At 72.8% G+C, this 9,919-nt stretch carries 10 protein-coding genes; 4 read left to right on the forward strand and 6 right to left on the reverse strand.

Going from position 1 to position 9,919, the window contains the following annotated elements; all coding sequences use genetic code 11:
• Nucleotides 1–211: 211 nt before the first annotated feature.
• Nucleotides 212–1,204, forward strand: coding sequence for a hypothetical protein (locus WMJ97_RS12755; protein WP_347349377.1), 993 nt, complete (start codon nt 212–214; stop codon nt 1,202–1,204).
• A gap of 268 nt (nt 1,205–1,472) precedes the next feature.
• Here the strand turns inward: WMJ97_RS12755 and WMJ97_RS12760 are convergent, their stop codons facing one another.
• Nucleotides 1,473–1,841, reverse strand: a complete 369-nt coding sequence (locus WMJ97_RS12760; protein ID WP_347349383.1) for a protein-tyrosine phosphatase family protein — start codon at nt 1,839–1,841, stop codon at nt 1,473–1,475.
• Between the two features lie 333 nt (nt 1,842–2,174).
• Nucleotides 2,175–2,885: a YggS family pyridoxal phosphate-dependent enzyme gene (locus tag WMJ97_RS12765; protein ID WP_347349378.1), complete on the reverse strand. Its 711-nt coding sequence runs from the start codon at nt 2,883–2,885 to the stop codon at nt 2,175–2,177.
• 48 nt (nt 2,886–2,933) lie between these two features.
• Between WMJ97_RS12765 and WMJ97_RS12770 the strand changes: the two genes are divergently transcribed.
• The gene (locus WMJ97_RS12770; protein WP_347349379.1) at nt 2,934–3,560 is read left to right on the forward strand and encodes a cation transporter; all 627 of its coding nucleotides are present in this window, start codon (nt 2,934–2,936) and stop codon (nt 3,558–3,560) included.
• A gap of 69 nt (nt 3,561–3,629) precedes the next feature.
• On the opposite strand, the gene WMJ97_RS12775 is transcribed toward WMJ97_RS12770, so the two are convergent.
• From WMJ97_RS12775 to WMJ97_RS12790, 4 genes are all read right to left on the reverse strand, one after another.
• Nucleotides 3,630–4,592, reverse strand: coding sequence for a VWA domain-containing protein (locus WMJ97_RS12775; RefSeq protein ID WP_347349384.1), 963 nt, complete (start codon nt 4,590–4,592; stop codon nt 3,630–3,632).
• A 14-nt stretch (nt 4,593–4,606) separates the two neighbouring features.
• Entirely contained in the window at nt 4,607–5,569 is a 963-nt protein-coding gene (locus WMJ97_RS12780; RefSeq protein WP_347349380.1) for a VWA domain-containing protein, read from the reverse strand.
• A complete protein-coding gene (locus tag WMJ97_RS12785) occupies nt 5,566–6,576 on the reverse strand; it encodes a DUF58 domain-containing protein (RefSeq protein ID WP_347349385.1) in 1,011 nt (336 codons plus the stop codon). The genes WMJ97_RS12780 and WMJ97_RS12785 overlap by 4 nt, the downstream gene beginning before the upstream one ends.
• Nucleotides 6,577–6,637: 61 nt before the next feature.
• The gene (locus tag WMJ97_RS12790) at nt 6,638–7,864 is read right to left on the reverse strand and encodes a MoxR family ATPase (protein WP_347349386.1); all 1,227 of its coding nucleotides are present in this window, start codon (nt 7,862–7,864) and stop codon (nt 6,638–6,640) included.
• Nucleotides 7,865–8,129: 265 nt separating this feature from the next.
• Here WMJ97_RS12790 and WMJ97_RS12795 point away from each other — a divergent pair, with 265 nt between their 5' ends.
• Together WMJ97_RS12795 and WMJ97_RS12800 are read left to right on the forward strand one after the other, a co-directional pair.
• A complete protein-coding gene (locus tag WMJ97_RS12795; protein ID WP_347349381.1) occupies nt 8,130–9,011 on the forward strand; it encodes a hypothetical protein in 882 nt (293 codons plus the stop codon).
• A gap of 4 nt (nt 9,012–9,015) precedes the next feature.
• Nucleotides 9,016–9,819, forward strand: a complete 804-nt coding sequence (locus WMJ97_RS12800) for an HAD hydrolase family protein (protein WP_347349382.1) — start codon at nt 9,016–9,018, stop codon at nt 9,817–9,819.
• Nucleotides 9,820–9,919 lie beyond the last annotated feature (100 nt).

Genomic DNA, 9,919 nt, shown 5'->3' on the forward strand with positions numbered 1-9,919 from the left:
TCCCTGCGCGGCGACTGAGCCGGTGCGCGGGCGTCCTGTGGATCGACCGCCCTCTCCCCCGGCCCGCGCCCGCCCCCACCGCACGCTTGCGACACTTCAGTGCGGCGTGTTCGTCGCCCGAGCAACGGGATCGCCCCACTGATCCGTCACAGGCAGAAATGCGTTCCGGATCCGTGACGCGAATCGGGCCCCGATCCCCATCGTGGAGGGTGTGAAGGAGAGCTTTCCCGACTTCGACGCCCATCCGGGGCTGGCCACGACCGCCCAACTCCGCGAGGCGGGCTGGTCCGACGCGGCGATCCGGCATCTCGGCGCCACGAAGGGCCGCCGGGTGATGCCAGGCGTCTATGCCGGCCACCGAGGACGCCTGACGGCCGAAGATCGCCTGCTCGCGGCCATCTTGTGGGCCGGCCCCAAGGCCGTGCTGACAGGGGGCATCGCGCTGCGGCGGGCCGGCGTCCCGCTGAAGCGCAACCCAAGCGTGACCAGGTTCCTCGTGCCCGCCAACGCCCGGGCGCGCACGAGCGGGCCGTACCGCACGGTGCGGACGACCCGTCCGGCGGTTCACACCGACCTGGGCGGCGTCCCGGTCGCCGGCGTCTCGCGCGCCCTGGCCGATGCGGCTCGCTACCTCGAGCTACGGCCGTCCGATCTGCGGGCGACGACGCTCGCCGTCCTGCAGCGCGGCCTCGTCACTCTCGACGAGTTGGACGCCGAGATCGTCACCTCGCGCCGCAACGCCCTCGCGGACGTGCGCGAAGGCATCGGCGACTTCCGGGCAGGGGCGTGGTCACTGCCCGAAGCGGTGCTGATCGAGCGGTGCCGACGCCGGGCCGACCTCGCCCACATCGTGCCGAACCCTCTCCTGCTCGTCCCTCGGACCGGCGAAACCATTGGGCGGCCCGACGGGTTCTTCGAGCCGGAGTGCGTGGCCGTCCAGGTCCACTCCCGTGCCCATCACGACGGGTGGGACTCCCGGGGCCGCGACCAATGGCAGCGCACCGTCGAGCACGACAACGCGTACGCCCGCGCGGGCATTCCGGTGGTCGCGATCACGCCGACCACCATTCAGCGCGATCCGAAGCGCGCTCTCGCCATGATCTCGGACGTCCTCGCGGCCAACCGCGGGCGCCCTCGACCCTCCGTGCAGGTGGTGATTGGGCGAGACACCGCGAGCGCCCTCGACCCCGCGTGCAGGTGGTGATCGGGCGAGACGTCGCTGGGTGAGCCGGTCGCGCACCGACGCTGCCGCCGGGGACGTCACCTTCGGCCCCCGCTTGTTGCACATCAGTGCTGCAGGATCGTGGTCCCGGCAACCGACACGCCACACTGATCCGCCACACGCGCCCTACCCGCGGCTCGAAGGCCCCCGTGGGCCGGCGTCCGGCCACCAGGCGAGCGCCGCCGACCTCACCCGAACAGCGCTGACGATCCCCGACCGGGAGTGCCCCGGTTCGCCGCCGTCAGCTCGGTCAACGACGCGCGAACCGGCGCAGCCACGCCCGTTGCCATGGCGTATCGATGGCGCGCGGGTGGTAGGCGTCCCTGACCCAGGCCACAGCGGCGTCCGAGTTCAGGCCATCGAGGATCGCCAGAGCCGCCAGCGCCGTGCCAGTGCGGCCGAGCCCGTGCCCGCACCCGATCTCCACCCTCTCGGACGCCGCCCGCCGCCGGGCCTCCACGAGCGCGTCCCGGGCGTCGGTGGCGTCCAGCGGGAGGGCGAAGTCTGGCCAACGCACCCACCGGTGCGGCCACGCGGTGGGCGATGGACGCCGGCCACGGAGGTAGAGCCCCCAATCCGGGGCGACGAGGACCGGCGTCCGCCTTGACCGACCCCGCACCAGCAGCCCCCCAGGCAGGACGACGACACCGGACATCCCCTCATCCCACGCCATGACGCCCGCCTCTCCTTCGCCCCTCTCCTTCGCCCCTCGCCCCTCGCCCCAAGGCGGATACCCCCCGGCCCGGCAGCCTTGTTGCACATCAGTGCTGCAGAATCGTGGTCCGGGCAACCGACGCGCCGCACTGATCCGCAACAAACGAGGCGGGGCGGGCGAGGGAGCAGGCCAGACGAGGGAGCCGGCCGGGTGAAGGGCTCCAGGGGTCGGCCGAGGGCGCAGGTCGGGTGAGAGGGGCCCGGGCGAGGCGGGCCCGGGCGAGGGGCGTCCACCCGCTCAGCGCTTCGGCAACGGAGGACGTGCGCCGAAGATGGCCGTCCCGATGCGGACGCACGTCGCGCCTCGCGCGATCGCCAGCTCGAAATCGCCGGACATGCCCATCGACAACTCCGGATAGTCCCCGCCGAGCTCGTCGCGAAGCCGCTGCCGGAGCCCGGCCAGGTCGTCGAAGCAGGCGCCCACCCGGTCGGCGTCGGAGGTGTTGGTCGCGATCGTCATGAGCCCGCGGACGTCCAGCCGCTCGAAACTGCGCAGCTCGCGCGCGAACGCGACGACGTGCGCGGGCGAAACGCCGAACTTGGACTCCTCCCCCGACGTGTTCACCTCCAGGAGCACCTCCAGGGTGCGGTCGGCGGCGTCCAGACGCTTGTCGAGTTCGGCCGCCACCTTCGCGGAATCGAGGGCCTGAAACTCGTCCGCGAACCTCACGAGCTGTTTCGCCTTGTTGGTCTGCAGGTGCCCGATCACGGCCCACGTCACCCCGACGCCCCCCGCTTCGGCGACCTCGGACGCCTTCGCCTCCGCCTCCTGCACGCGGTTCTCGCCGAACCGCGTGTACCCGGCGGCCTGGGCGGCGAGCACGTCGGACGCCGGCCGCGTCTTGCTGACCGGCAGCAGCCGGACCTCGTCGCGGCGGCGTCCGGCACGCTCGCACGCCGCGCCGATGCGAGCGTCGATGGCGGCCAGATTCGCGGCGATGTCGGTCATAGTCCGAGTCAACCACAGGGCAAAACGGCCGCGTGCTACGTTCGCGCCGTGACCGGCGACGACCCCGACCTGACCCGACGTCTCAAGCGCACCGTGCTGGTCGTGGCGGCGCTGAACCTCGCCTACTTCTTCGTCGAGATCGCGGTCGCGCTGGCGATCGGCTCGGTGTCGCTGTTCGCCGACTCGGTGGACTTCCTGGAGGACACGGCCGTCAACCTGCTCATCTTCCTCGCCCTCGGGCTGCCACTGGCGAAGCGGGCGCTGGCCGGCAAGGCGATGGCCCTGATCATCTGCGTGCCGGCGATCGCGGCGATCGTCCAGGCGGTGGCCAAGTTCGGCGATCCCGAGCCGCCGGACGTCCTCTCGCTCATCGTCACCGCCGGCGGCGCGATCGTCGTCAACGCCGTGTGCGCCTGGCTGCTGGCGGGGTTCCGGCACGAGGGCGGCTCGCTCACGAAGGCGGCGTTCCTGGCCGCCCGCAACGACGTCTACGCCAACGCCGCGATCATCGCGATGGGCGTCGTGACGCACCTGACGCTGTCCGGGTGGCCCGACATCGTGCTGGGGCTGTTCATCGTCGCGCTGAACCTCACCGCGGCCAAAGAGGTCTGGGAGACCGCCACCGAAGAGCGCCTCGCCGCCAAAGCGCTCGCCGGCGACTTCGACGACGACTGACGCCCCCCTAGGCTTCAGGGTCGGCCGGACCCTCCATCACGCGGTGTCGACTCCGCCGCACCCAGCGAATTACGGCCAGCGCGCCGCCAGCGAGATCACCGCGAGGGACGCCAGCAGCGCGAACGCGAGCGCGTACCCGGCGTACTGCTCGGTCACCTCGCGCTCGACCTGCTGGTAGCCCACCGACCGGGCGATGCCTTGGTAGACCTGCCGCAGTTCGGCGTCCGAACCGGCGCTGAACGCCTCGCCGCCCGACTCCCTCGCGACGGTCGCCAACTCGCGCTTGTCGACCGGGACGCGCTCGCGGCGTCCTCCGCTGACGACGTACCCGTCGGCCGTGCCGTAGGCGATCGTGTAGACCGGCGCGTTGACCTTCTTCGCGTCCTGCGCGGCCTGGGCCGAGGAGCGACCGATGTTCGTATACCCGTCGCTCAGCAGCACGATCGCCCCGGGCGTCGGCTCGCTCGGACGCCGCGGGTCCGGCGGCACGAGCGACAACGCGTCCAGGGAGCTGTAGATCCCCTCGCCGATCGCGGTCGACGGAGCCAACTGCAGGTTCTCGATCGCCCGCTTCACCATGCCGCGGTCGGTCGTCGGCGGCACCACGATCGCCGACGTCCCCGCGAATGACACGAGCGACACGTTGAACCCCGCCGGCAGCATGTCGACGAAGCCGGACGCCGCACTCTTCGCCGCGTCCAGCCGGTTGGGCGCCACGTCGGTCGCCTCCATGGACCGCGACACGTCGATGGTCACCACGATGGTCGCCCGCTCCCGCGGCACGTTCACCATCCCGGACGGCTGCGCGAACGCGAGCGTCAGGGACGCCAGCGACAGGATCGCCGCGCCCACGGCGATGTGCCGCTTCCAGGCCGCCTGCTTCGGCAGGACGCGCTGCAGGTTGTCGATGCCGAACCGGCTGCTCCGGGTGCGCTGGCGACGCAGCAGCACCAGGTACGCGACCACCAACAGCGGGATCACCGCCAGGAACCACAGCCGCTCGGGCCGCATGAACGCCAGCAGCGGAATCATCGTGTGCACGGCCATCAGGGCCACCTCGCTCCCAGGGAGACGGCGGCGAGCGCCGCCACGACCGCGAACGCGAGGCCGTACCCGGCCCAGGTCGCGGTGACCTCCTTCTTGACCTCCTCGTAGCCGACCTCCGAGGAGATGTTGCGGTAGACGCTGTCGAGCTGGCCGGCGTTCTCGGCGGTCCACGTCCGCCCGCTGGTCGCCTGCGAGATCGCCCGCAACTGCGCCTGGTCCGGGGGGACGCGCTCGCGGCGTCCGTCGACGTCGACCGACCCGTTCTCCGTGCCGTACGCGATCGTGTAGATCGGCACCTTCGCCTTGGCCGCCTGCGCGGTGGCCTGCGCGGGGGCGCGTCCGGTCTGGTTCTGCCCGTCGGACAGCATGACGATCGCGCCGGGAGCGAGCGAGCCGTCGTCGCCGCGCGGGGCCATGCGGATGGCGTCCAGCGCGGTGTAGATCGCGTCGCCCATCGCCGTGGAATCCTGCGGCTGCAGCGCCTCGATCGCGCGGGTCGTCATGGCCCGGTCGGTCGTGGGCGGCAGCCGGACGGCGGGGTTGCCCGACATGCTGACGACCGCCACGTTGTACTGCGGGGGCAACCCGTCGACGAACTCCGTGGAGAGCTGCTTCGCGGCGTCCAGCCTGCTCGGCTTGACGTCGGTGGCCTCCATCGAGCGCGACACGTCGATCACCATGACGATCGTCGCGCGCTCGCGCGGCACCTTCTCGACGCCGTTCGGGCGCGCCCACGCCGCCACGAGCGTGATGAGGCTCAGCAGCGACATCGCGACCGCGAGGTGCCGGCGCCACTGCGACTGCCGCGGGATCACCGCGTTCAGCACCGACGTGTTCGTGAAGCGCATGCCGGTCCGGTTCTTCCGGCGGGTCGCCCAGGTGTACAGCAGCACCAGCAGTGGGATCAGCGCCCACCACCACAGGCGTTCGGGGTTGAGGAAGTTCTCGGAGAAGAACGTCACTTCGTGACCCCCTGCGGCGGCTGATGCAGCATCGCCGCCGTGCGCCGGTAGTTCAGGACGAACCGGGCGATGTCGTACACCCAGTCGCGGTCGGTGCGCAGCAGGATGTGCCCGGCGCCCGCGCGTCGGATCGCCACCCGGATGCGCTCACGCTGGGCCGCGGACGCCGCGTCGAACCGGGCGCGCGCGGCCGGGTCGGCCGTGTTCACGTAGCGCTGGAAGTCGGTCTCGGGGTCGCGGATCAGGATGTCGCCGACGTCGGGGAACTCCACCTCGCGCCGGTCGAGCACCTCGACGCAGATCACCTGGTTGCGGACGGCCAGCCGCCGCAGCGCCCGCTCCCACGGCGGTTCGGTGTTCGGGTCGAGCTCGGTGTCTCCCGGCGACAGGAAGTCGGAGACGATCACCCGCAGGCCGCGTCGCCGCTGCATGCGGCCCAGGGCCTCGATGCCGGCCGTCAGGTCGAAGTCGCCCACGGCCCGGTCGTGGACGATCGGCTCGGTCAGCATCCGGCGCAGCAGCGCGTAGAGGGCCATGCGGCCGGATCGGGCGGGGATGCGGATCAGCTTCTCGGGGCGCATGATGACGCCGCCGAACCGGTCCCCCATCCGCTGGCTCAGGAAGCCGATCGTGGCGACCGCCGCGATGCCGAGGTCGCGCTTGGTGATGCCCTCGGTGCCCCAGTTCATCGAGGGGGTCACATCGAGCATCGCCCAGACCTCGAGCTCGCGGTCGGCGATGGTGTCGCGCACGTGCGGGGTCTGGGTGCGGGCGGTGACCGCCCAGTCCATCTTGCGGACGTCGTCCTGCCCAGGCACGTACACCCGCGCGTCGTTCGTCTCGGAGCCCGGCCCGGGCAGCAGCCCGCGGTGGTCGCCGTGCAGGAACCCCTCCATGCGCCGGACGATCGTCAGCTCCAGCCGCCGCAGCGCCGCCTCCGGCGCGAGCTTGCTCAGCGGGACGGTCGCCGACGTGGGCTCGCGCATGACCGACGCGAGGGCGCCCATCGAGGCGTCCTCGGGCGGTGGGGCGAACGAGACCGGGTTCGTCACTGGCTACCTCCCCCGATCAGGGATGCCGCTCGTCGGAGGGCTGGCCGCCCTGCTGGGGCGCCGCGTCGTACGGCCGCCCCTGCGGGGGCGGGAAGTCGCGCGGGCCCTGCTGAGAGGTCGCCGACGGGGCCGGGTAGGAGCCGTGCGGCTGTTCCGGCTGAGCGGGCTGCTGCTGGGACGCCGGGTAGGCACCCTGCGGCGGCTGGGCGGGCTGGGCCGGCTGCTGGGACGCCGGGCCGCGCGGCGGCTCGGGCGTGTAGCGGTGCTGCTGGCGGGCCTGCTGGCGCGACGCGTCGTTCCAGACCGGCGTGGGGGCCGGCACCATCGCGACGATGCGCTCGACGACCTGCAGCGGCGAGATGTTGTCGGCCACCGCGTCGAAGCTCAGCACGAGCCGGTGGGCCATCACGTCTTTCGCGACGGCCTGCACGTCGGTCGGCAGCACGTAGTCGCGGCCGTGGATCAGCGCCAGCGCCCGGGACGCCGCGACCAGGCCGAGCGTGGCGCGCGGCGAGGCGCCGATCTGGATGATCGGCGCGAGGTCGGCCAGCCCGAACTCGGCCGGCGTCCGCGTGGCGAGCACGAGGCGCACCACGTACTCGGCGACCAGATTGTGGACGAAGACCTGGGACGCCTGCTCCTGCAGCCGCAACACCACGTCGGGGTTCAGGATCTGCCGAGCCTCCGGCGGCTGGACGCTCATGCGGCGGAGGATCTCGAACTCCTCGTTGCCGCGCGGGTAGGGCACGTCGACCTTGAGCAGGAAGCGGTCGCGCTGCGCCTCGGGCAGCGGGTACACGCCCTCGGACTCGATCGGGTTCTGCGTCGCGATCACGATGAACGGCTTCGGCACCGGGTAGCTGCGGCCGCCCAGCGACACCTGGCGCTCGGCCATCAGCTCCAGCATCGCCGACTGCACCTTCGCGGGCGCGCGGTTGATCTCGTCGGCCAGCACGAAGTTGGCGAACACCGGCCCGAGGGCGGTGTCGAACGTCTCCTGCTGCGCGGAGTAGATGCGGGTGCCGACGATGTCGGAGGGCACCAGGTCGGGCGTGAACTGGATGCGGGAGAAGTCGCCGCCGACCACGTCGGCGAACGTGCGGACCGCCAGCGTCTTCGCCGTGCCCGGCACGCCCTCGAGCAGCGCGTGCCCCTTCGCCAGCAGGGCGACCATGAGCTGTTCGACCATGTGCTCCTGACCGACGATGACGCGCTGCACCTCGGCGATCGCCTCGCCCAGCACGTTCGCGGACGCCTGCGAGTCGCCCCGGCTCGCCGTCTCGGGGGCCGTCGGATCGCTGGTGGCGGGCTGGGGGGCGTTGCCGTCGGGTTGGCTGGGCGTCGTCACGCACATCCTCCTGAACTGGGGACCGGTACACCTCGCGGGCGAGGGCTGTCGAAAACCATACCCGCTTGTCCTGTGAACCCCTCGGTGGCGCATCGTGCAGAATGGGGCGAGTCCGGCACGCGCCGCGCGCCGCGACGAGCCCCCGGATGAGAAGGTCCCCATGACGCAGCAGACCGGCCCCGCGCCGCAGCCCGGCTCCCCCCGCGAGCCCTCCGGCGACGCCGCGCTGCCCCTGCTGCCCGGCGACCCGCCCCGGGTCGGCGACTACTGGCTGGATGCCCGGCTGACGGCGACGGCGTCCGGGGTCGCGTTCCTCGCCCACGACGAACGAAACACGCCCGCCATGCTCGTCATGCTGTCGGAGGGCGCGGCGGGCGACGCCGCCGCGCGCGACCGCCTGGCGGGCGCGGTCAACAAGATGCACATCGACACGGTCCTGGCGCGCGGGGGCCGCGGCCAGGACGAGGGGCGCCTCGCGCATCGCTTCCGCGCGGAGGAGGACGCGCCGGCCGGGCCCGAAGGCGTCCCGACGGCGCCGTGGGTGGCGCTCGCGTACGACGGGACGCCGGGGGCGGCGTCCGAGGCGGAGCGGCTGCTCGCCGAGATCGACCTGTCGTGGCTGCCGAACCAGGGGCGTCCGGCGGGGCCCGACTACCGGCACTACTGGATCGAGCAGGGCCGCCCCGGCGCCTGGCGGCTGTGGCCGCTGCCGTGGCCCGGGCGGCACGACCGGTCGGGGTGGCTGTCGATCCTCGCGTCGTGGCTGCTCATGCTGCTGCTGATGTGCCTGGCGCTGCTGATCGCGATCCTGATGTTCCAGAACGCGCCGACGCAGGCGCCGCCGCCCCCGGTGCCGACGTCGGCGTCCGGGAGCGGCTCGCCGAGCTCGGGGTCGCCGACGTCCGGGTCGCCGAGCTCGGGGTCGCCCACAACCGGCTCCCCCACCACCGGGTCGCCCACCTCGGGGTCGCCGAGCGGGTCGCCGACCTCGGCGTCCGGGTCGCCGACGGCCGGCCAGCCGACCCCGCCCAGCAAGCTGTGACGCCGTGGGGCTGCGGGTCATCGCGTCCGATCTGGACGGCACGTTTCTCACCCCCGACGGGCTCGTCACCGACCTGAACCGGCGGGCGGTGCTGGAGGCGCGGGAGGCGGGCGTCCGGTTCGTGGTCGCGACGGGGCGTCCGGTCCGGTGGTTGGGCGTGCTCGACGACCTGGCGGACGCCGACCCGCTCGTGGTCTGCAGCAACGGCGCGATGCTCTACGACGTCGGGCGGCACGAGGTGCTGCTGCGGCGCGGCATGCCGGCCGGCTCGGTCGCCGAGATCGCGGCCGACCTGCGGCGGGCAATCCCGGGGGTGCGGTTCGCGCTCGAACGCGGCGACCTGTTCGGGTGCGAGTCGGGGACGCCGCTGCTCGGCGCCCGCGAGCCCGGCACGATCGAGGCCGGCCTGGACGAGCTGCTCGATCGGGTGAATCCCGTGGTGAAGCTGCTGGTCGTCCACCCGACGCTGTGCTCCGACGACCTCATCGCGGACGCCGAGGCCGTCGTCGGCGACCGCGCGGTCGTCACCCATTCGCTCACGCACGACCGGTTCGGGATGCTCGAACTGAGCGCCCCCGGGGTCACCAAGGCCGCCTTGCTCGCCGAGGTGTGCGGGTCGGTGGGCGTCGCCGCCGAGGACGTCGTCGCGTTCGGCGACATGCCGAACGACCTGGCCATGCTCCGGTGGGCCGGCCGCGGGCTCGTCACCGCCGACGCGCACCGCACCCTGCGGGAGGAGTTCGACACCGTGGGCAGCAACGCCGACTCCGGCGTCGGGCGGGCGATCCTCGCGTTGCTGGGGCGCTGAGAACGCGGGGCGCCCGGGCGCGCGGGCGCGCGGGCGCGCGGAGGGCCGTCCGTGCACCGGGAGTGTCCGGACGCGCCGATATCTCCACTCCCGCGTGGAG

It is taken from the genome of Nigerium sp., from assembly GCF_039811905.1.
Lineage (GTDB): Bacteria > Actinomycetota > Actinomycetes > Propionibacteriales > Propionibacteriaceae > Propioniciclava.

What these genes read in the sequence shown, in the direction of transcription:
- WMJ97_RS12765 (WP_347349378.1), bottom strand. Translation starts at nt 2,885, where the DNA reads ATGACCGACATCGCCGCGAATCTGGCCGCCATCGACGCTCGCATCGGC.
- WMJ97_RS12775 (WP_347349384.1), bottom strand. Translation starts at nt 4,592, where the DNA reads ATGATTCCGCTGCTGGCGTTCATGCGGCCCGAGCGGCTGTGGTTCCTG.
- WMJ97_RS12785 (WP_347349385.1), bottom strand. Translation starts at nt 6,576, where the DNA reads ATGGGCGCCCTCGCGTCGGTCATGCGCGAGCCCACGTCGGCGACCGTC.
- WMJ97_RS12795 (WP_347349381.1), top strand. Translation starts at nt 8,130, where the DNA reads ATGACGCAGCAGACCGGCCCCGCGCCGCAGCCCGGCTCCCCCCGCGAG.